Origin of the sequence: Amycolatopsis sp. NBC_01286 (assembly GCF_035982555.1) — a bacterium.
GTDB lineage: Bacteria > Actinomycetota > Actinomycetes > Mycobacteriales > Pseudonocardiaceae > Amycolatopsis.
Genome location: NZ_CP108428.1, coordinates 6,553,822 through 6,574,444, shown reverse-complemented (window position 1 = coordinate 6,574,444; position 20,623 = coordinate 6,553,822). Strand labels below are relative to the sequence as shown.

Annotated in this window: 19 protein-coding genes; 7 read left to right on the top strand and 12 right to left on the bottom strand. The window is 72.3% G+C overall.

What is annotated here, in order from left to right; all coding sequences use genetic code 11:
• Window positions 1–5: 5 nt before the first annotated feature.
• A complete protein-coding gene (locus OG570_RS31095) occupies window positions 6–770 on the bottom strand; it encodes an ATP-binding protein (RefSeq protein ID WP_326952655.1) in 765 nt (254 codons plus the stop codon).
• Window positions 767–1,777, bottom strand: coding sequence for a chemotaxis protein CheB (locus OG570_RS31090; RefSeq protein ID WP_326952654.1), 1,011 nt, complete (start codon window positions 1,775–1,777; stop codon window positions 767–769). Before OG570_RS31090 ends, OG570_RS31095 begins: the two co-directional genes overlap by 4 nt.
• Window positions 1,778–2,085: 308 nt before the next feature.
• Here OG570_RS31090 and OG570_RS31085 point away from each other — a divergent pair, with 308 nt between their 5' ends.
• Entirely contained in the window at window positions 2,086–2,454 is a 369-nt protein-coding gene (locus OG570_RS31085) for a hypothetical protein (RefSeq protein ID WP_326952653.1), read from the top strand.
• 261 nt (window positions 2,455–2,715) lie between these two features.
• Here the strand turns inward: OG570_RS31085 and OG570_RS31080 are convergent, their stop codons facing one another.
• From OG570_RS31080 to htpG, 4 genes are all read right to left on the bottom strand, one after another.
• Window positions 2,716–4,308 (bottom strand): phytoene desaturase family protein, encoded by a 1,593-nt coding sequence (locus OG570_RS31080; protein WP_326952652.1) that lies wholly within the window; start codon window positions 4,306–4,308, stop codon window positions 2,716–2,718.
• Window positions 4,309–4,416: 108 nt separating this feature from the next.
• Entirely contained in the window at window positions 4,417–4,851 is a 435-nt protein-coding gene (locus tag OG570_RS31075) for a DUF6292 family protein (RefSeq protein ID WP_326952651.1), read from the bottom strand.
• A 120-nt stretch (window positions 4,852–4,971) separates the two neighbouring features.
• Window positions 4,972–5,607 carry a phosphoribosyltransferase gene (locus tag OG570_RS31070; protein WP_326952650.1) on the bottom strand — a complete coding sequence of 212 codons (636 nt, stop codon included), beginning with the start codon at window positions 5,605–5,607 and terminating at the stop codon, window positions 4,972–4,974.
• Window positions 5,608–6,031: 424 nt separating this feature from the next.
• Complete coding sequence (gene htpG, locus OG570_RS31065; protein WP_326952649.1) at window positions 6,032–7,954, bottom strand: molecular chaperone HtpG; 1,923 nt, start codon at window positions 7,952–7,954, stop codon at window positions 6,032–6,034.
• 161 nt (window positions 7,955–8,115) lie between these two features.
• On the opposite strand from htpG, the gene OG570_RS31060 reads away from it, so the two are divergent.
• From OG570_RS31060 to OG570_RS31045, 4 genes are all read left to right on the top strand, one after another.
• Entirely contained in the window at window positions 8,116–9,069 is a 954-nt protein-coding gene (locus OG570_RS31060; RefSeq protein ID WP_326952648.1) for an alpha/beta hydrolase family esterase, read from the top strand.
• A gap of 132 nt (window positions 9,070–9,201) precedes the next feature.
• Window positions 9,202–9,663, top strand: a complete 462-nt coding sequence (locus OG570_RS31055) for an HNH endonuclease (protein WP_326952647.1) — start codon at window positions 9,202–9,204, stop codon at window positions 9,661–9,663.
• A 120-nt stretch (window positions 9,664–9,783) separates the two neighbouring features.
• Window positions 9,784–11,142 (top strand): protein kinase domain-containing protein, encoded by a 1,359-nt coding sequence (locus tag OG570_RS31050; protein ID WP_326952646.1) that lies wholly within the window; start codon window positions 9,784–9,786, stop codon window positions 11,140–11,142.
• A gap of 52 nt (window positions 11,143–11,194) precedes the next feature.
• Window positions 11,195–11,524 (top strand): hypothetical protein, encoded by a 330-nt coding sequence (locus OG570_RS31045; RefSeq protein WP_326952645.1) that lies wholly within the window; start codon window positions 11,195–11,197, stop codon window positions 11,522–11,524.
• On the opposite strand, the gene OG570_RS31040 is transcribed toward OG570_RS31045, so the two are convergent.
• Window positions 11,515–12,441 carry a LysR family transcriptional regulator gene (locus OG570_RS31040; RefSeq protein WP_326952644.1) on the bottom strand — a complete coding sequence of 309 codons (927 nt, stop codon included), beginning with the start codon at window positions 12,439–12,441 and terminating at the stop codon, window positions 11,515–11,517. The genes OG570_RS31045 and OG570_RS31040 overlap by 10 nt on opposite strands.
• A 72-nt stretch (window positions 12,442–12,513) precedes the next feature.
• Here OG570_RS31040 and OG570_RS31035 point away from each other — a divergent pair, with 72 nt between their 5' ends.
• Window positions 12,514–13,413, top strand: coding sequence for a DMT family transporter (locus OG570_RS31035; protein WP_326950451.1), 900 nt, complete (start codon window positions 12,514–12,516; stop codon window positions 13,411–13,413).
• Here the strand turns inward: OG570_RS31035 and OG570_RS31030 are convergent.
• Genes OG570_RS31030 through OG570_RS31010 form a run of 5 tightly spaced genes read right to left on the bottom strand, consistent with a single transcriptional unit; the run spans window position 13,379 to window position 19,726 of the window.
• On the bottom strand, window positions 13,379–14,302 hold the full coding sequence (locus tag OG570_RS31030; RefSeq protein WP_326952643.1) for a dihydrodipicolinate synthase family protein: 924 nt from the start codon (window positions 14,300–14,302) through the stop codon (window positions 13,379–13,381). The two genes, OG570_RS31035 and OG570_RS31030, sit on opposite strands and share 35 nt — an antisense overlap.
• Entirely contained in the window at window positions 14,302–15,255 is a 954-nt protein-coding gene (locus OG570_RS31025) for an ABC transporter ATP-binding protein (RefSeq protein WP_326952642.1), read from the bottom strand. The genes OG570_RS31030 and OG570_RS31025 overlap by 1 nt, the downstream gene beginning before the upstream one ends.
• Complete coding sequence (locus tag OG570_RS31020) at window positions 15,252–17,156, bottom strand: dipeptide/oligopeptide/nickel ABC transporter permease/ATP-binding protein (protein WP_326952641.1); 1,905 nt, start codon at window positions 17,154–17,156, stop codon at window positions 15,252–15,254. Before OG570_RS31020 ends, OG570_RS31025 begins: the two co-directional genes overlap by 4 nt.
• Window positions 17,153–18,112 carry an ABC transporter permease gene (locus tag OG570_RS31015; RefSeq protein WP_326952640.1) on the bottom strand — a complete coding sequence of 320 codons (960 nt, stop codon included), beginning with the start codon at window positions 18,110–18,112 and terminating at the stop codon, window positions 17,153–17,155. Before OG570_RS31015 ends, OG570_RS31020 begins: the two co-directional genes overlap by 4 nt.
• A gap of 15 nt (window positions 18,113–18,127) precedes the next feature.
• Complete coding sequence (locus tag OG570_RS31010; protein ID WP_326952639.1) at window positions 18,128–19,726, bottom strand: ABC transporter substrate-binding protein; 1,599 nt, start codon at window positions 19,724–19,726, stop codon at window positions 18,128–18,130.
• Window positions 19,727–19,869: 143 nt separating this feature from the next.
• Here OG570_RS31010 and OG570_RS31005 point away from each other — a divergent pair, with 143 nt between their 5' ends.
• Window positions 19,870–20,598, top strand: coding sequence for a FadR/GntR family transcriptional regulator (locus tag OG570_RS31005; protein WP_326950457.1), 729 nt, complete (start codon window positions 19,870–19,872; stop codon window positions 20,596–20,598).
• Window positions 20,599–20,623 lie beyond the last annotated feature (25 nt).

Here is a 20,623-nt window from a genome sequence, read left to right as displayed (position 1 = left end):
ATACGCTACCCGGCCCGGTTTCCCGGGCGGCCGCGCCTGGTCAGCACCGCCCAGACCACCTTGCCGCCCGACCAGGACCGGCTGCAGCCCCACACCCGGGCGACCTGCGCCACCAGCTGCAGCCCGAGGCCGGCTTCCCCGGGACCGAGCCGCTCGTGGCGCACGGCCGGGCGCGGGTCGTCGTCGCCGACCGCGACGGTGAAGATGCCGCGCCGCAGCTCCAGGCGCAGCCGCGGCGCGTAGATCGTGTGCCGGATCGTGTTCTCGACGAACTCGGTCGCGATGAGCTGCGCGTCCTCCTCGTGCTCCGGCACGCCCCACTCCGCGCAGACGCGGGCGACGAACTGCCTGGCCAGCGCCGACGCGCCGGTCATGGGCGCGAGCAGCTGCACCGCGCGGCGGCGCGGCGGGTTGTCCCGTTCCCGCTCGGCCGTGCCGACGTCGGCGTGGACCGCGACGAACCGGTCGATCGACCGGTTCGCCAGCAGGGCCAGGTGCTCCGGCCGCGTGGAGACGAGCGCGAACGGGACGCCGGGCCAGTCGCCGATCCGCATGGCGACGACGGAGAAGACGCTCGCCAGGCTGTCGTCGTCGACGCGAAGGCCCTGGATGTCGGCGACGACGCTGTCGGGGGCGTCCGTGGCGATCTTGAGCAGGCCGTCGCGCAGGTCGGGATAGGTGTCTAGGCTGAGCACCCCGGTCACCGTCACGACGGTCGAGCCCGCGCGGACGTCCGGCACCAGGGTCACGGCCGCGCGGTCGGCGGTCACGGCGTGGGCCCGGTCTCCGGGTGACGGGCGATGAGGAACCTCCGCAGGGTTTCGGCGGCCGTCGTGCACTCGTGCACGGTGGTGTCGTAGCGGCCGGTCAGGCCGGCGAGGCCGCGGTGGCTGGTGTCGCGCTGCATGCGCCGGGCCAGCGCGGCCTTTTCGTCGAGGGAACGCAACGCCGTCCACAACGCCCGCTCGAACTCGGCGTCGTGGGCGCTGAGCAGGGCTTCGGCCGACCACGCGTGCCCGATGCGGCAGCGGTACTGCCCGTGCGGCTGGCTGATTTCCAGCAACGTGCCCTGGCAGTCCGGGCAACTGTAGCCCGAGGCCGGGGTCCCTTCGCCGGGGACGACCGCGTCCAGCCGGACGCCGTCGCGCGCGATCCGGTCCTCCAGCAGCAGCGCCGGCGACGGCGGGTCCACCGCGACCGCGTCCACCGGGACGCGCACCAGCTTGTCCAGCACCTTGCCGAGCACGCCGGCCGGGTAGACGTGCTCGGTCGGCGTCCGGGCCAGCGCGTTCGCGGGCATGTCCGGGTAGAGCGCCTCCTCCGGGTCCTGGACCATCGCCAGGCCGCCGCGCTCCACCACCGAACAGAGCCCGACGGAGCCGTCGTCGAGCGCGCCGGAGAGCACGACGCCGATCGCCGCGGGGCCGGCGGCGACCGCCGCGGACCGGAGCGTGGCGTTGATGGCGGGCCGGTGGCCGTTCTCGGTCGGGCCGCGGCTGAGCATCAGGGCGCCGTCGGCGATGAGCAGGTGCCGGTCGGGCGGGGCGACGTGGATGACGCCCTTGGTCAGCGGCCCGCCGTGGCGCGCGGGCACGGCGGACAGGGCGCCGGCGCGGCTCAGGATCTGGGGCAGGGCGCTCGACGCGCCGGGCGACAGGTGCATGACGGCCAGGATCGCCGCGGGGAAGTCCGCCGGCAGGGCCTGGACCAGGGTTCGGAGGGCCTCGACGCCGCCCGCGGAGGCGCCGATCACCACGACGTCACGCTGGAAGGGCACGGCGACCACCTCCTCACCCCCGTCACGGTAGCCGTATCGTCCGCTTCGGGTAACCGAGACCGGCTGTTGGTGATCGGGTCCCGAGCCGCGGCCCGGCCGTTCGCGTCCACTGTGGACGGCGCCGCACGGTCGCTCGGGATGGCCGGCCCCGAAGGTTCCCCGGCGCGGGCCGTGATTAAACATCACTCGGGTGGGGAAGATCTTGCGTGACCGAGGTCCCGGAAACGCCAGGGGGCACCGTGAGTGAACGCCGATCCATCCGAAAGTGTAGTGGTCCCCGTACCCGTTCTTCCGGGAGCCTGGATGGAATGTCAGACGGATCAGGACCCGACCGGCGGAGCACCGCCCCCACCGTGCGCTGGCGCGCGTCGATAGGCTTGGCCGTCGGCGCCGACGGCCCGGTGTCGAGCATCGTCGAGTCCGACCACGGCAGCGAAGGCTCCGCCCGCGAGTGGATCGAACGAAAGCTCCCCCGCACCCGCTTCCCCGCGTGGATCCCGGCAGCCCGCCGAGCGGACGGCGTCGAGCTGTTCGGCCGGGTGGCTCGAGGCCAGGTGGTGACGGGCCGCCTCCTGCCGACGTGGGAATCGGACACGGCCACCGAAATCTGGCACGCGGACCGCACGGGCGACCAGGTCCAGTGGCGCCGCTGCGCAATCCCGGTGGTGGAGAACTAGCGCTTCCCGCTCGCTGGGTCGGTCACTCAGGTCGCCGAGCTGGCCGATCAGGTTGCCGTGTTGGCAGTTCCCGGCACCGTGGTCAGCCGTTCCCGTCGCTGTGTTGGCCACTCCGGGCTCCACGTCGGCCGCGCCGGTCACCGTGTCGGCCGGGCCAGTGCCACGCCGGGCGCCGCGTTGGCCGGTCCCGGCATCGTGTTGACCACCCGGGCGCCGTGTCGGCCCTTCCGGTCGCCATGGTGGCCGCTCCGGTCGCTTGCCTCAGCCGTAGATTGCTCGGTGGGCCGCTCGGATCAGGGCCGCGTAGCCGCCGCCCAGTTTGCCCGCTCGGGCCAAAGCCGCGCGGGCCGCGTTGGCTCCCGGGCCGCCGTGGACTGCTCCGCCCGGGTGGGCCGATGCGCCCGCCAGGTACAGGTGGTCCACCGGGGTGTCCGCGCGGCCCGTGCCCGGGACCGGGCGGAAGAACAGCTGCTGGTGGATCGCCGTCGTGCCGCCGTTGATCGCTCCGCCCACCAGGCCCGGGTTGTGCTCCGCCAGCTCTGCCGGGCCCTGGACGTAGCGGTTCTTGATCAGGCCCGCGAACCCCGGCGCGTGGGCCTCGACCGTCTCCTCGATCCGCTTGACCCGTCGTTCCAGCGCGCCGCGGCCCGCCATCGAGCCACGCGGGACGTGCGTGTACGCCCACGCCGCCTCGGTGCCCGCCGGTGAGCGGTCCGGGTCGGTCGTCGTCATCTGGCCGAACAGCAGGAACGGGCGGCGCGGCGTCCGGCCGCGCGCCAGCTCGTTGCCGAACGCTGAAAGGCCGTCCAGGTCCGTGCCGAGGTGGACGGTGCCCGCGCCGCGCGCGCCCTCGGCCGTCCACGGCACCGGGCCCGACAGCGCCCAGTTCACCTTCACCGTCGCGCTGTCCCACTCGAACCGGCGCAGGTCGTCGACCAGCCGGGACGGCAGCCACTCCGCGCCGACCAGCTCGCCGTACAGGATCGGTGCCGGGACGTCGGCGAGCACCGCGCGGTGCGCCCGGACCGGGTCGCCCGCGGCGTCGCGCACGCCCAGTGCCCGCCCGCCGGCGACGATGACCTCGCGCACCGGACGTCCACAGTGGACTTTCCCACCCCGGGACTCCAGGCGGCGCACCAAAGCCGCCGTCAGCTCCCCCGCGCCGCCCGCGGGGGCCGGGAACCCGGTGTCCTGCCCGATCATCGCCAGCAACCAGCCGAACACGGCGCTGCCCGCGTTGTCCACGGAAACGTCGCTGTGCGCGGCGTTTCCGGCCAGCAGCAGCCGCGCGCCCTCCCCCGCGAACACCTCCTCGCCGAACCGGCGCGCCGGCAGCGTCAGCATCCGCGCCAGGCGCAACGCGTCGGCGGTTCCGGTGCGCCGCAACAGCTTAAGCGCCGGGCGGACCGGCGGGAACGGCGCGAACAGCGCCGCCAGCAACGGTTCCCGAAGTTCCTTCCACTGCGCGGCCAGCGCCCGCCACGCGTCACCGTCGCCCGGCGCGAACTCGTCGGCCGACGCCGCGGTGCGGTCGAGGTCGCGCGAGAGCACCGCGCACCGGTCGTCCGGCAGCACGTGCGCGAGCACGTCCGGGGCGTGCCGCCACCGCAAACCGTGCCCTTCGAGCCCGAGGCCGCGGATCGCCGGCGACACCGCGCCCAGCGGGTAGAACGAGCTGAACAGGTCGACGTGGAAGCCGGGTTCGGTGACCTCGGCGGTCTGGACCGCGCCGCCCGGCCGGTCCGTCGCCTCCAGGACCAGCACCGACCAGCCGGCGTCGGCCAGCATGTTGGCCGCGACCAGGCCGTTGTGCCCGGCGCCGATCACCACCGCGTCGGCGGCTTCCGTGCTCACTGGGCCTCCCGCTGGTCACTCCTGGTCGTCCCAGGGTAGTGCGATCAGGTCCGGCCGTCACCCGGCGGGGCGCACTGTGTCCGATGTGGACGGACGAACGGGTGGCCCTCAGGCCTGGCCTTCCGGCAGGCAGACGCTCTTCCCGGCGTAGGCGGCGAGACGCTCGTCGAAGCCGTCCGCCGCACCGGGTCTGCGGAAGTCCGGCGGGTCCGGCCGGCCCGGATAGCCGTCCCCGTAGAGGTCGCGGACGAACTCCTCGACGGCGCACGGCGCGGGCAGCAGGTCCTCGCCGAGGTAGGCCAGCACCACCACGTCCTCGCCGGTCGCCGACTCGACGGCCGCGGCCCAGCCGTCCTGCTCGTCCCACAGCAGCGCCGTCTCGTGGTCCGGGAACCGGTCGAGACGCAGTTCGAGCGCGAGGTAGGCGGTGGCGGGCACCTCGACCTCGCAGAACCACGCGGGCGCGTCGAGCTTGCTCGCGACGGCCAGCAGGTACTGCCGCAGTCCGAGCGCCGGCGCGCCGAGTCCGTCCCGTTCCGCCATGACACCTGCCCCATCAGTCGGTACCCCCGCCCGGTGATACCCCGCCGCCCAGCCGCTCAATCGGGTGTTCCCCGGGTGGAGCAGCACGTCACGGTGCGTCCTCTGTGGAACCGCCGACGGTCACCGGGCGAGCAGCGCGAGCACCTCTTCGTCACGCGTCTGGCGGAAATCGGCGTACCACTGGCCGACGGCGCGAAACTCCGGCGGCTCGACGACGCTGACGACGTCGTCGGCCTCGGGCAGCAGCGCGACGGCGTCCGGAGCGCACACGGGAGCGGCGAAAACCAAGGTCAGCGGCTCGCCGGCGCGCAGATCACGCAGCGCCGCGCGGGCGGTGACGCCGGTGGCGAGCCCGTCGTCGACGAGGATGACGTCCCGGCCGGCGCAGCCGACCGGCGCCCGGTCCCCGCGGTAGCGCGCGAGCCGGCGGCGCGCCTCGGCCCGCTCGCGGTTTTCCGTCCGCGTCAGCTCACCGGCGGTGAGGTGCAGCGCCCGGAGGCTCGCGTCGGAGTAGAGGGCCGGGCCGTGGGGCGTGACCGCGCCGACGCCGTACTCGCGCCGCCCGGGCGCGCCGATCTTCCGCGCGACCGCGACGTCCAGTTCCGCACCGAGCCACCGCGCGACGACGGCCGCCACGGGCATCCCACCCCGCGCGAGCCCGAGCACGAGCGGATCGGCCCAGGTCCGGCGCGCGAGCACCCGCGCCAGCCGGCGGCCGCCGTCCTCGCGGTTGGCGAAAACCTGCGACGAGGACACGAGAGCTCCTCTCACCCGACGAGAGCCTCTCGGGTGAGTGTCCTCCTCGGGCGGGTCTGGGGAGGAGTCTCGGCCCACGCGGGTAATGCCGGCACGTGGAGCCACCGGCAAGCTGGACAGGTCCACGCCGACGCCGGCCCGGCTGGCGGGCCCGGAAGGTGAAGTTCCAGCCAGATGCCGACGGATCGCGTCGCCGCGGGCGGGTCCGGCGGACAGGACACGTGCATGCCGCCGCGGGCAAGAGCCGCTGCCCGCAGGTCCAGGCGCGAGTGCCGCTGAACCAGCGAGCAGGACATGCGTATGCCCGCCGCGAGCGAGAGCCACCGCCCCCGGGTCCGGCCGGACGTGCCGCTGAGCCGAGCACGCAAGTGCCGCCCCGGCAGAGGAGCGGGCCCGGGCGGGAAGTCCCGCCCGGGCCGCTGTCTCAGAGCGTCTTCTCCAGGCGGTTCGCCAGCAGCTTGATGAAGCGGGCCGGATCGCCCAGTTCGCCGCCTTCGGCCAGGAGGGCCATTCCGTAGAGAAGCTCCGCCGTCTCGGCCAGGCCGGCGTCTTCCGGGCGCGACGCGTGTGCCTCGCGCAGGCCGGTGACCAGGGCGTGTTCCGGGTTGAGCTCCAGGATCCGCTTGATCGGCGGCAGCTCCTGCCCCATCGCGCGGTACATCTTCTCGAGCGTCGGGGTCAGGTCGTGGGTGTCGCCGACGATGCAGGCGGGTGACGTCGTCAGCCGCGACGAGAGCCGGACCTCCTTGACGTCCTCGCCCAGCGACGTCCCCATCCACGACAGCAGGCCCTCGAAGTCCTTCTGCTGCTGTTCGCGCGCGACCTCGGTGGCCTTCTTGTCCTCGTCCGAGTCCAGGTCGACCTGGCCCTTGGCGATGGACTGGAACTGCTTGCCGTCGAAGCCCGGCACCGCGTCGACCCACATCTCGTCGATCGGGTCGGTGAGCACGAGCACCTCGTAGCCCTTGGCCGCGAACGCCTCCATGTGCGGCGAGTTCTCGACGGCCGACCGGGAGTCGCCGGTCATGTAGTAGACGTGCTCCTGGCCCTCCTTCATGCGCTCGACGTACTCGCGCAGCGAGGTCGGCTTCTCGGCGTCGTGCGTCGAGGGGAACGACGAGATCTCGAGGATCGCCTCGCGGTTCTCGAAGTCGTCGAGCAGGCCTTCCTTGACCGCGCGGCCGAACTCACGCCAGAACGTGGCGTACTTCTCGGCGTCGGAAGACATCATCGACTTGACCGTCGAGAGGACCTTCTTGACCAGGCGGCGGCGGATCAGCTGGATCTGGCGGTCCTGCTGCAGGATCTCCCGCGACACGTTGAGCGAGAGGTCCTGCGCGTCGACGACGCCCTTGACGAACCGCAGGTACTCGGGGACGAGCGACTCGCAGTCGTCCATGATGAACACGCGCTTGACGTAGAGCTGCACGCCGCGCTTGCGCTCCCGCAGGAACAGGTCCATCGGCGCGTGCGAGGGCAGGAACAGCAGCGCCTGGTACTCGAACGTGCCCTCGGCCTGCAGCCGGATCGTTTCGAGCGGGTCCTGCCAGTCGTGGCTGACGTGCTTGTAGAACTCGCTGTACTCGGTCTCGGAGACCTCGCTCGACGACCGCGCCCACAGCGCCTTCATCGAGTTGACCGTCTCCACCACCGGCTCGGCGGGCTCTTCGCCCTCGGCGGCCGGCGCGGCGTCGGCGGTCATCCGGATCGGCCAGGTGATGAAGTCGGAGTACTTCTTCACGATCTCCCGGATCTTGGCCGGGGACGTGTAGTCGTACAGCGCGTCCTCGGCGTCCTCCGGCTTGAGGTGCAGGGTGACCGCGGTGCCCTGCGGCGCGTCCTCGACCGGCTCGATCGTGTAGGTGCCTTCGCCCTCGGACTCCCAGCGGACGCCTTCGGCGCTGCCCGCGTGGCGCGTCACGAGGGTGACCTTGTCGGCGACCATGAAGCTCGCGTAGAAGCCGACGCCGAACTGGCCGATCAGGTCCTGCGACGCCGCGGCGTCCTGCGCTTCCTTGAGCTTGGCGAGGAAGTCGGCGGTGCCGGACTTCGCGATCGTGCCGATGAGGCCGACGACGTCGTCACGGGTCATGCCGATGCCGTTGTCCCGCACCGTCAGCGTGCGCTCGGCCGGGTCCGACTCGATCGTGATGTGCAGGTCGGCGGTGTCGGCGACGAGGTCCTTGTCGCGGTACGACTCCAGCCGCAGCTTGTCGAGGGCGTCCGAAGCGTTCGACACCAGTTCCCGCAGGAACGTGTCCTTGTTCGAATAGATCGAATGGATCATCAGCTGGAGCAGCTGACGCGCCTCGGACTGGAACTCGAGCGTCTCGATCGGGGTGGTCACGGGCTTCCTTCCGGGTGTCACGGCGAACGGGTGCGATCGTACCGAGGGGGTCCGACAGTCCGGGCCGTCACCCGGCCGCGCACTTTATGAACGCAATGTAGGCGGGCCGCGACAGCCGGTGTGATGCTGGCCACGCCCTGCTGCCGATCAAGGAGGATCGAGTGCCCGGACGCTTCCCCCGGCCCCGGTGGGCGGCCGCGTTCGCCGCGGCCTGCGCGCTGACCACCGGCTTCGCCGCACCCGCCGCGGCTGTGACACCGTCGCACGTCGTCGACCACCCCGTCCGCACCACCGGCTGCGGCCGCCCGGCGCCCGTCCCGGCCGGCGTGACGACGACGCAGCACCTCACCTCGGGCGGCCTCGACCGCACCTACACCGTGCACCTGCCGGCGCACTACGACCCGCGCCGGTCCTACCCGGTGCTCCTGTCGTTCCACGGGCACAAGCGCACGTCCCAGTACCAGGAGGAGCTGTCCGGCTTCTCCGCGCTCGACGCGATCTCGGTCTACCCGCAGGGCCTCGTCGGGACCGACGGCGAGACCGCCTGGACCGGCGCGCCCTACTCGGCCGCCGCGGACGACGTCCTGCTCACCAGCGACCTGATCACGAAGCTGCAGCGGACGCTGTGCGTCGACGCGAACCGCGTCTTCGCCGCCGGGAAGTCCAACGGCGGCGGGTTCGTCGGCGTGCTGGCCTGCCGCCTGGCGAGCCGGATCGCGGCGTTCGCCCCGGTGTCCGGCGCCTTCTACCCGCAGGGCGGCGCCTGCCACCCGAGCCGGCCGGTGCCGATCCTCGACTTCCACGGCACCGCCGACACGACCATCCCCTACACCGGCGTTCCGGAGAAGGGCCTGCCGCCGATCCCCGACTGGCTCGCTGCGTGGTCCACAAGGGACGGTTGCCGGTTCGGGCCGCTGTCGTGGACGCCGGTGAAGGGCGTCGTCGCGCAGAAGTGGCTCGCCTGCGACCGGCGCGGCACGGTCGAGCACTACCGCGTCGAAGGCGCGGGGCACGTCTGGCCGAGCACAAAACCGAACCTCGACTCGGCCACGCCGACCGTCATCGACGCGACCCCGGTGATCTGGCGGTTCTTCCGGAATCACCCGTTGCATTAACCGGCGCTGAAACACGATTGACGCCTCTCGCGAACCTCGGCGACCATGAACGGGTCGCTTCGCGGAAAGCCGCCCGGATCACCGCGATCCGGGCGGCTTTTCGTATCCGTCCACACCGAAAGAGGTTGCGCCATGGGGGTTCTCGTCCTCAACGCCGGCTACGAGCCGCTGCACACCGTGTCCGTCCCGCACGCCATCCGGATGCTCGTGCGCGACGTCGCCGTGGTCCACGAGGCCGAAGCCGGTCTCGCCTACGGGCTGTTCCCGCGCCCGAAGATCGTGCGGTTGCTGCGGTACGTCGTCATGAAGTGGCGATATACGCAGCCGCCACGCTGGTCCCGGCGTGGTGTGCTGGCACGTGACGGGCACCGCTGCGCCTACTGCGGGCAGCGCGCGACGACGATCGACCACGTGGTGCCGCTGAGCCGCGGCGGCGCGCGGACCGACTGGCTCAACACGGTCGCCGCGTGCGGCGGGACGGCGCGCAGCTGCAACGCCCGCAAGGCGGACAAGCTGCCCGCCGAGGCCGGGATGAGGCTGCGGATCACCCCACGCGTCCCCTCGTGGGACCAGCTGCACCCGCTCGGCGCGTGAGCTTGGCGGCGGCCTGCTCGTCGGCGGGGCAACGAGCAGGCCGTTAAGCTCGAACCGTTCGGTCCCCGGATCCGTGTCACCGGGGAAGGCCTGGGCGAGCACCGGTACCGGAGGGTCGTCGTGACCGAGGCAGGACAGCTGATCGCCGAGCGCTACCGGCTGGTCGACCGGATCGGCCAGGGAGCGATGGGCGTCGTCTGGCGTGCCCGCGACGAGCGGCTCGACCGGGTCGTCGCGGTGAAGCAGCTGGGCTTCGACCCGTCCGGCGGCGGGCAGGGCGGCCCGCGGGCGCTGCGCGAGGCACGGCTCACCGCGCGGCTGCGGCACCCGCACGCCATCACCGTGCACGACGTCGTCGAGCACGCCGGCGACCCGTACCTGGTGATGGAGTACCTGCCGTCGCAGAGCCTGGCCGAAGTCCTGCTGGAGCGGGAAACCCTGCCGGCCGAGCAGGTCGCACGCGTCGGCGAGCAGGTCGCGTCGGCGCTCGCCGCCGCGCACGCCGAAGGCATCGTGCACCGGGACGTCACGCCCGGCAACGTCCTGATGGCCCCCGACGGCGTCACGAAGATCGCCGACTTCGGCATCTCCCGCGCGACCGGCGAAGGGACCGTGACCGGCGGCGGGTTCATCGCCGGCACGCCCGCCTACCTGGCGCCGGAAGTCGCCGGGGGCGCCGAAGCCGGGTTCCCGGCGGACGTCTTCTCCCTCGGCGCGACGCTCTACCGCGCGCTGGAGGGTATGCCGCCGTTCGGCAACGAGGACAACACCATCGTCCTGCTGCGGCGGATCGCCCAGGACGACGTCATCCCGCCGCAGCACAGCGGCCCGCTGGCCGAGGTGCTGGGGCGGCTCCTGCAGCGCGATCCCGCGCAGCGGCCGGCCATGGCCGAGGTGCAGGAGCTGTTCGAGGCGGTCACCGGCGGCCGTCCGCTGCCGCCGCCGCGGGTGGTCCCCCAGGTCGGGACGCGCCTGCTGCAGGTCCGCCGGCCCCGCCGGAAGCTCGTCCTCGCCTGTGCGGGCGGCGCGTTGCTGCTGGCCCTGGGCGTGCTCATCGGCACGGCGCTGGTGCCCGACAGCGGCACGACGGTGGCCGCGCCCGCACCCGTACCGTTCTCCACCACTCCCCCGCCGTCGACGCCCGTCACCAGCTCCCCGGCCCCCGCGGACCTGGGCTGCGCGGCCGACTACCGGGTGACGAACTCGTGGCCCGGCGGCTACCAGGTGGAGGTGACCGTGCACAACGACCGCGCCGTCAAGCTGCTCGGCTGGCGCGTCTACTGGACCCTGCCCGACGGCCACCACATCACCGGCCTGTGGAACGGCACCTTCACCGTCGACGGCTCGACCGTCACGGTCGACAACGCGGACTGGAACGCGAAGCTCGACGCGAACGGCTCGACGTCGTTCGGCCTCACCGCGTTGACGGGGCAGGGCAACGGCACCGCGCGCCCGGCCTTGACCTGCAAAACGCTCTGAGCACCCGGAAGCACCTGTCCCGAAGGGCGCGCGCTCTGCCATAGTCGGACGCGTGCATCTGAGGGCCAGGCGCAGGTCGATCCGTTTCGACGGGCACACCGTCACGCTGAGCATCGCGACGAAGAGCTGGTTCATCCTCCCGGGCGACACCAAGAACACGTTCCCGGTCGAGAAGATCAGCAAGATCCAGCACACGCCGCCGACGGCCTGGAAACTGGGCAAGATCGTTTTCGTGGTCCCGGATGCGGCGGCGGACGTCGTCGCGAACGTGCCCCTGTTCGCCGACAAGCTGGCCAGGAACACGTTCCTGTACCCGTACGGGATGCGGGCGAAGGTCGCGAAGTTCCTGGAGGCCGTGGAGAAGGCGCGGCCTCAGCAGTAGCGGTCCGCCCAGTCGCGAGCCGACCGCTCCAGTCCGTCGAGCACGACCCGGATGTCCGGGCGCCGCGCGGTGCCCGTCCGGGTCAGCGCGAACACCTTGCGCGTCAACGGTTCTTCGAGCGGGTGGAGGCTGACCCCTGGCGGCCCGGCGGGCAACGCCATGGCGGGCACCAACGCCACGCCCGCGCCGGACGCGGCCAGCGCGACGAGGACCGCGAAGTCGCTCGCCTCCGCCACCACCGGCGGCACGAACCCCGCCGCGCCGCACGCCCGGTGGATCATCTCGCGGCACGAGAGGTCGGCGGCGGGGACGAGCCACGGGTGGCCGGCGAACCGCGCCAGCCGCACGGGTTCGCCCGGCGCCAGGCCGGCCGACGCGGCCAGCGCCGGGGCGAGCGCGAGCAGCACCGGGTCCGCCAGCAGCCGCCGGTCCTCGCAGCGCGGCGGGATGCTGCGCGGCAGCAGCGAATAGCTGTGCACCAGCGCGATGTCGACGTCCTGGCGGCGCAACGACTCCAGCGCGTCATCCGGCTCCTCCTGGACCAGGCGCAGCGAGACCGTGCCGGCCTCCCGGAGCCCGGCCCACGCCGCCGGCAGCAGCTGCCGCGCCGCCGAGGCGAACGCGGCCAGCCGGACCGTGCCGGTGCCGCCGTTCTCGGACACGGCCGCCATCGCCGACTCCGCGGCGGCGAGGTCGTCGAGGATCACCTCGGCGTGCGAGACCAGCAGCCGCCCGGCCGAGGTGAAGGCCAGGGCGCGGCCCTGTTTCTCGAGCAGCGGCGTGCCCGCTTCGCGTTCGAGGGCGGCCAGGTGCTGCGAGACGGCCGGGCCGGTCAGGTGCAGCGCCGCGGCGGTCGCGGCCACGGTCCGGTGCTGGGCGAGACCGTGCAGGATGCGCAGGCGGCGCAGCTCCAACATGAAGTCAGACTTTCTCTTCAGCAAGGAAATCGTAACTGGTACTTCTGTATCTTCCGGCCGACGATATCCGTCGTGAAGCCCACTCTCAAGGCAACCCTCGCCCTGGCCGTCACCGTCGTGCTGTGGGCGTCGGCGTTCCCGGCGATCAAGGTGGGGCTCGGCGGCTACGGCGTCGCCGGGTTGTCGTTCGCCCGGCTCGCGGTGGCGTCGGCCGGGTTGCTGCTGGTGGCGCCGGTGCTGGGGGTGCGGCGGCCGCGCGCGGCCGACCTGCCACTGATCGCGGGATGCGGGCTGGCCGGGATGAGCGCGTACCAGCTGCTGCTCAACTGGGGTGAGGTGCGCGTGCCGGCGGGCACGGCGAGCCTGCTCGTCTCGGTGGCGCCGGTGTTCAGCGTGCTGCTCGCGACGGCGTTCCTGGGCGAGCGCCTGACGACGGCGAAGGTGCTGGGCAGCGCGGTGGCGTTCGGCGGCAGCGCGCTCATCGCGCTCGGCGGCGGCCTGGGCTACTCGGGGGCCGCGTGGGTCGTGCTGGCCGCCGCCGCGGTCCAGGCCGTCTACCACTTCGGCAGCAAGCCCCTGCTGAAGCGCTACACCGGGCTCGAGGTCGCCTGCTACGCGATGTGGGCCGGGACGCTGTTCCTGCTGCCGCTCGCGCCCGCGGCCCTTCGCGGCGTCGAGACGGCGCCGCTGAGCGCGACGCTGTCCGTGGTGTTCCTGGGTGTGCTGCCCTCGGCGGCCGGGTTCGTCGCCTGGGGGTACGCGGTGGCCCGCCACACGATCGCCGTCGCGACCGGCGCGCTCTACCTCGTCCCGGCCGTGGCCCTGGCGGTGGCGTTCGTGTGGCTGGGCGAGACGCCGACCTGGGTGGACGTCGCCGGCGGCGCGCTCAGCATCGCCGGCGTCGTCCTCATCTCCCTCGGCCGGGTGGGCGGGACCGTCAGAGCAAGCCCGCTTCGACGAGTTTCTCCTTGATGCGCAGCAGTTCCTCGTCGTCCAGGGGCAGCTGCGGCGGGGCCATGACGGCGTTGTCGATGAAGCCGCGCATCTTCATCGCGGCCTTGAACGCGCCGAGGCCGGCCGAGCCGCGGCCCATCCGGCTCGGCGGGGCCACCGAGGTGATCGAGAACAGCTTCAGCAGACGCTCTTGTTCACGGCGGGCCGCGGCGAGGTTGCCGGCCTTGAAGTGGTCGTGGATGAGGACGTAACCGACCGGGTCGACGTTGCCGAGGCCCGGGACGGCGCCGTCCGCGCCCATCGCCAGCGCCGCGTCGACGACGAGTTCGGAGCCGGTGAACACGGCGAAGGCGTCGAGGCCGCGTTCGCGTTTGCCCAGCAGCACCGCGCGGAACGCCGCTTCGTCGCCGCTGGAGTCCTTCAGGCCGGCGAGGACGCCGTCGGCGGCGAGGTCGAGCACCAGGGCGCCGTCCAGCTTCGTGTGGACCGCCACCGGGATGTCGTAGGCGACGATCGGCAGCGACGTGCGCTCGTGTAGCAGCCGGAAGTGCCGGTCGATCTCGGCGACGTGCGTGCGCGTGTAGTACGGCGCGGTGACGACGACGGCGTCGGCCCCGGCGGCTTCGGCGGCCCGGATGTGCTCGGCGACCCGCAACGTCGTCATGTCGATACAGCCGGCCAGCACCGGGACGCGCCCGGCGACCTGCTCGACCGTCGTCTCGACGACGACCCGGCGCTGGGCGTCGGGGAGGAAGGCGACCTCGCTGGACGAGCCGAGGACGAAGATGCCGTGCACGCCGGCGTCGAGCTGGAACTCGACGTGGCGGCGCAGCGAGTCGGTGTCCACGCTGAAGTCGTCGGTCAACGGCGTGCACAGCGGGGGGACGATTCCGGCGAACTTCGGCATCAGGCGCTCACTCCGGCAGGGGTCTCGGGATGGATACAGCGGTAGGTGTGGCCACCGTCGGCCACGGCGAGCGGCGGCAGGTCGGCCGCGCACTCGCCGGTGGCCTTCGGACAGCGGGTGCGGAACGGGCAGCCGCTCGGCGGGTGGGTCGCCGACGGCACCGGGCCGGTGAGCACGATCGGCTCGACCTGGTGCAGCAGGCTGGGCGTCGCCGAGAACAGGGCCCGCGTGTACGGGTGCCGGGCGGCCTCGGGCAGGTCCGCAGCCGGGGCTTCTTCGACGACGCGGCCGAGGTACATCGCGACGATCCGGTCGCTCATCTTCTTGACCGTCTGGATGTCGTGGGAGACGAACACCATCGCCAGCCCGAGCTGTTCGCGCAGGTCGAGCAGCAGGTTGAGGATCTGCGCGCGCACCGAGACGTCGAGGGCCGACGTCGGCTCGTCGGCGACCAGCAGCGCCGGTCCCAACGCCAGGGCCCGGGCGATGGCGACGCGCTGGCGCTGCCCGCCCGACAGCTGGCCCGGCACCGCGTCGGCGACGCTGTCGGGCAGGCCGACCAGCGTCATCAGCTCGCGGACGCGGTCGTCCCGCTCGTCCGGCGTGCCCACGCGGTGGACGTCGAGGGGGTCGCGGATGATCCGGGCGACGGCCAGCCGGCGGTTGAGCGCGGTCGACGGGTCCTGGAAGACCATGCCGACCTCGCGGCCGAAGCCGCGGTCCAGGGGCTTGCCGCGGAACCGCACGGTGCCCGCGGTGGGGCGCTGCAGGCCGACGATCACCTTGGCCAGCGTCGACTTGCCGCAGCCGGATTCGCCGACAACGCCGACGGTCTCGCCCGGGTTCACGACGAGGTGGGCGTCGGTCAGCGCGTAGACGCTGTCGTGGCCGAACAGGTTCGCCCCGCGGAACTGGTGGACGACGTGGACGCCGTCGAGCTCCAGCAGGTTCACGCCGTCGCCTCCTTCTCGCGAGCGAGGTCGACCGCCGGGAAGTGGCAGGCGACCAGGTGGTCGACCGGCTCGCCGAAGCGGACCGGCGGTTCGTCGTGGCACTTGCCGCGGGCCGCCGGGCAGCGGCCGGCGAACCGGCAGCCCGCCGGGAACTCGGCCGGGGCCGGGACGACGCCCTTGATCTGGGTCAGCCGGGCCTCGTTCTCCTCCAGCGACAGCACCGCGCTGAGCAGGCCGCGTGTGTAGTGGTGCCGCGGCGAGCCGATGACCTGCGCGGTGGCACCCAGCTCGGCGACCTGGCCGCCGTACATGACGACGACGCGGTCGGCGATCTCGGAGACCAGCGCGAGGTCGTGCGACACCAGGATCAGCGCGAAGCCGAGTTCTTCCTGCAGCCTCAGCAGCAGCGCCATGATCTGGGCCTGCACGGTGACGTCGAGCGCGGTGGTCGGCTCGTCGGCGACGATCAGCTTCGGTTCGCGGGAGAGCGCCATCGCGATCAGCACGCGCTGCCGCTGCCCGCCGGACAGCTCGTGCGGGTACGCGCGCAGCGTCCGCCCCGGGTCGAGGTTGACCAGGTCGAGCAGCTCGGCCGGGGTGCGGGTACCGCCGCGGCGGGTGAACTGCTTGAGCTGGGCGCGGATGGTCATCGCCGGGTTGAGCGAGCTGAGCGCGTCCTGGTAGATCATCGCGATGTCGTGGCCGAGGTGCCGGCGGCGCTCGCCGGGGCGCAGCGCGAGCAGGTCACGCTGGGCGAACCGGATCTGCCCGGTCACCGTCGCCGTCGGCGGCTGGAGGCCGAGGATCGACAGCGACGTCAGCGACTTGCCGCAACCGGACTCGCCGATCAGGCCGAGCACCTCGCCCGCGCGGACGCTGAACGAGACGCCGTCGACGACGTTGACGCCATCGTGGCGGCTGGGGAACGCGATCGCCAGCCGGTCCACCTCGAGGACCGTCTCGCGGTCGTCCAGCGAGCGGGCGGTGCGGGCGAGCCGCTCCCCCGCTTCCCGCAGCCCGGCGATCGGCAGGACGGGCTCGGTGTCGGCGTCTTCGCGCGCGGCGACGGCCTTGGCCACGGCACCGGCCCGGGCCGCGCGGGCCGATGGCGCGGCCCACGCGTCCGAGACGCGCTCGGACAGGACGTTCAGCGCCAGCACGGTGATCAGGATCAGCAGGCCGGGGAAGAGCGTCGCCCACCAGCCGCCGGTCAGCACCAGGTCCTTGCCGTCGGCCAGCACCGAGCCCCACGACGGGTCCGGCGGCTGGATGCCGGCACCGATGAACGACAGGGACGCCTCGAAGACGATCGCGTCGGCCACCGTCACCGTGCAGAACACCAGGACCGGCGCCGCGCAGTTGACCGCGACGTGCCGGGTCAGCACGTAGAACCGGCGCGCCCCGATGACGCTTTCGGCCGCGACGTAGTCCTCGCCGTACTGCGCGAGGACGTTCGCCCGGACGACGCGCGCCACCGGGGGCGTGTTGAGGAACCCGATGGCCAGGATCAGCACCAGGATCCCGTGGCCGAACACCGCCACCAGGACCGCGGCCAGCGCGATGCCGGGGAACGCCATGATGATGTCGAGCACGCGCATCACCACGGCGTCCACCCGGGCGCCCGACGTCGCGGCGAACGCCCCGATCGTCGCGCCGGACACGAGTGCGAGCGCCACCGCCCCCAGGCCGATGGCGAGCGACCAGCGTGTCCCCGCGACCAGCCGGGAGAAGATGTCCCGGCCCGACTGGTCGGTCCCGAACCAGTGCGCGGCGCTCGGGCCGCCGGTGTCGGTGCTCAGCGCGTCCGGGTTGTGCGTCGCGACGAGCGTGCCGACGACGGCGACGAGCAGCAGGACGCCGAGCACCGCGAGCGCGGGCCAACCCCCGCGCAGCCGCTTCACGAGTGGCTCCGCAGCCGCGGGTTCGCCATCAGGTACAGGACGTCGACGATCAGGTTGACCAGCACGAACCCGATCGCGATGGTGATCACGAAACCCTGGACCTTGGCGGTGTCGCCGTCCTTGACGGCCTGGATCATGTTCTGCCCCATTCCCGGCAGCGCGAACATCGTCTCGATGACGACCGCGCCGCCCAGCAGGTAGCCGACCCGCAGGCCGAGCACGGTCAGCGGGGTGACCAGCGCGTTGCGCAGCACGTTGCGGCCGACCACGACGACCGGTGGCAGCCCGCCGCCGCGCGCGGTGCGGACGTAGTCCTTGTCCAGCTCCTCGACCATCGACGTCCGGATCACCCGGGTGAGCTGCGCCGCGACCGGCAGCGCGAGGGAGACCGCGGGCAGCGTCAGCGAGTTCAGCCAGCCGCCGAGGGAGTCGGCCGGGCTGACGTACCCGCTGGTCGGGAAGAGGCCGCGGTCAACGGCCAGCCACTGCACCAGCAGCAGCGCCACCCAGAACGCCGGGGCCGCGACGCCGGCCAGCGTGACCACCCGGATCACCTTGTCCGGCCAGCGGTCGCGGTACAGCGCCGACGTCACCCCGAGCACGAGCGACACCACCAGCGCGATGACCAGGCCGAGCAGGGTCAGCTGCACGGTCAGCGGCAGCGCGGTGGCGATGGTCTCGCCGACCGGCTGCTTGGTGATCACGCTGGTGCCGAAGTCACCCTGGATCAGGTGCCAGACGAAGTGCACGTACTGCAGCGGCAGCGGGTCCAGCAGGCCGTTGTCCAGCCGGAACCGCTGCAGCTGCTCGGCGGTGGCGTTCGCGCCGTCGAAGGCGGCGAGCGCCGGGTCGGTCGGCGCGAACCGCATCACGACGAAGACGAACAGGATCACGCCCAGCAGCAGCGGGATCAGGGCGAGGACGCGGCTCAGCAGCATCCGCACGACGACGACCACGGGGGCTCTCCTCGCTCAGGCGGGCTTGGCCTGGTTCAGGTAGATGCCCGGGTAGCCCTGGGCGTGCACGCCGGTGATCGCCTTCGGGTCCCACGCGGTCCCGAGCTGGGTGAACACCACCGGGTAGATGACGGCCTGCTCCGAAATCTCGTCCAGCAGCTGTTTGTTCAGGCTCGTGCGTTTCGCCTCGTCCGTCTCCGCCGCGGCCTGGTCCTGCAGGCCCAGCAGCGCCTGGGCGTCGGCGCCGGTCCAGCGCGCGTACTTCGACGTCAGGATGGACTTCGCGTCGTAGTAGTAGCGGATCATCAGGTCGGGGTCGTTGCCGAACTGCATCGGGTTGTTGGTCGAGGCGACGACCTGGAAGTCGGTACCCGCGTCCAGCTTGGAGAAGAGCGCCTTGGTGTCCTGGGCGTCCAAAGTGGTCTGGACGCCGATCGCGTCCCAGCCCTCCTTGATCACCTTGACGCAGTCGGCCACCAGCGACGTGTTCGTCGTGGACAGCGTGATCTTCAGCCCGGTCGCGCCCGCCTGCTGCAGCAGCGACTTCGCCTTGTCGGGGTTGTAGGCGAAGTCCTGCGCCGCGGGTTGCGAGGACGGGAGCTTCGGGTTGATGAACGACGTCCCGGGCGAGCCGGCGCCCTTCAGCCCGATCTCGACCATCTTCTTCTTGTCGATCGCGTAGTGCAGCGCCTGGCGCACGAGCTTGTCGTCGAACGGCGCGTGCGCGGTGTTGAACAGCAGGAAGAGGTTGTTGCCGCCGTCGGCGAACTCGACGGTCCGGCCGGCCTTGCGCAGCTGGTCGGCGTTGGCGGGCGGGATGTTCTCGGCGATCTGCGCGTCCGGCGCCGCCCCGGAGATCGCGGCGACGCGCGGCGCGGAGTCCACGATGGACTTCCACAGCATCTTGTCGTAGGCGCCCGGGCGCGGGCCGTTGTAGCCGGCGAACTTCTCGAAGCTCGTGTGCGACAGCGGGGCCTGCTCGACGATCTTGTAGGGCCCGGAGCCGACGACCTTGCCCGCCGCGGCGTCGGCCCACTTGCCGTCGTAGACGTGCTTGGGGACGATCTTGCAGCACTGGATCCGCTGCAGCGCGTAGGGGAACGGGAACTTGAGGACGAACTCGACCGCGCGGTCGCCGGTCTTGCGCACTTCCTGCAGCCAGGTGGCGAAGAAGCTGTGGATCAGCACGTTCTCCTGGTCGTCGAGCGCCCGCGCGTAGGTGAACACGACGTCGTCGGCGGTCACGGGCTGCCCGTCGTGCCACTTCGCGCCGTCACGCAGCTCGAACTTCAGGCTCGTGCCGCTCGCGTCGGCGGGCAGGGCCTTCGCCAGGCCGGGGAACGGCGCGCGGGTGATCGGGTCACCCTCCACCAGGGACTCGTAGCAGTGCAGGATCGCGGCCATCGAGAAGGCGGACGCCGTCTGCAGCGGGTCCCACGTCTGGTTGTTGCCGTAGCCGATCACGGCGGTCAGCGACCCGGTCGAGCTGCCGGTCTTGTTGGTGGACGCCGGGCCGCCGCACGCGGCGAGCACGGTGGGGAACGCCAGGGCCGCGCCGGCGAAGGTGGTGTAGCGCAGCACCTGGCGGCGGCTGAGCGACGGGCTCTGGGACATCGCTGTCTCCTGCGGGCCTCGAACGGTAGGACATGGGACGTCCTATGACCGGCGTGAGCCTAGGACTGGGGCGCGTGGCGGTCAAGAGTCTTGGACGTATGACGTAGGATGTCCTCTCACGACGCATCCGGGGAGGACAAGCAGTGGCCCGTCCGCAGCGCAGCGAAGAGATCACCAAGCGCATCATCGACCTGATCGTCGAACGGGAGCTCCCGCCGGGCGCGCCGATGCCGACCGAACTGAGCCTCATGGAGGACATCGGCGTCAGCCGCAACTCGATCCGCGAGGCGATCAAGGCCCTGCAGGCCCTGGGCATCGTCGAGATCCGCCACGGCTACGGCACGTTCGTCGGGTCGGCGGGCTCGGAGTCGCTGCAGACGTGGCTGCTGTTCCGCACGCGCGCCCGCGGCGCGACCGACGTCGGCCGCCTGCGCGACCTGCTCGAGGTCCGCGAGATGCTGGAGACGGAGCTGACCCGCCGCGTCGCCGTCGAGCACCGGCCGGAGCTGATCGACGACCTGCAGGCGTGCGTGGCCCGGATGCGCCGCAAGGGCCCGGACGCGGCGGAGGCCGACCGCGAGTTCCACGACCTGATCTGCGCGGAAGCCGGCTTCGACCTGGCACGCGAGCTGACGGGGTTGTTCTGGGACGTCTACCGGATCGCGGAGGGCGAGCTGGGCGGCCCGGCCGCCTCGCCGACGGCCACCGCGAAACGGCACCAGGTGATCGTGGACGCCCTCCTGCTGCGCGACCCGGACGCCGCGGCGGAGGCGGTGCACCGGCACTTCGACGAGGTCCGCAAGCGCGCGAAAGCCGGACCGTACGGCGGTTTCGGCGTCGCCCGGCCGGTGCCGGCGGTCCACTCTTCCTGACTCTGGGTGGTTGAGCCGTTCGAGG